Below are 247 nucleotides of genomic sequence, written 5' to 3' on the forward strand. Positions count from 1 at the left end.
GAACAAGTCGCCGATATGGATTTGGTCATCAAAGCCAACGGTGAGTGGTGGCATGAGGGCGGGCAAATGACCAGAGAGTCATTGGTGAGCTTATTTGCCACTATCTTATGGAAAGAAGAAAATAATGGGGTAGTAGAGTACTTTTTAAAGACGCCTGTACAAAAACTTCGCATCCAAGTGGAAGATGCACCGTTACTTATCAATGATGTTGGTATCGTTAAAGAAGCTAATCATAGCTGGCTAGAGT

General features: G+C 42.9%; 1 protein-coding gene. It reads left to right on the forward strand.

Translation table 11 applies throughout. The features are described from left to right. Positions 1-15 precede the first annotated feature (15 nt). A partial coding sequence (locus AAEZ03_RS28470) for a DUF1285 domain-containing protein (RefSeq protein ID WP_350583323.1) occupies positions 16-247 on the forward strand: 232 nt, incomplete at its 3' end.

Source organism: Pseudomonas sp. HY2-MNA-CIBAN-0224 (assembly GCF_040310285.1).
GTDB classification, from domain to species: Bacteria; Pseudomonadota; Gammaproteobacteria; order Pseudomonadales; family Pseudomonadaceae; genus Aquipseudomonas; species Aquipseudomonas helleri.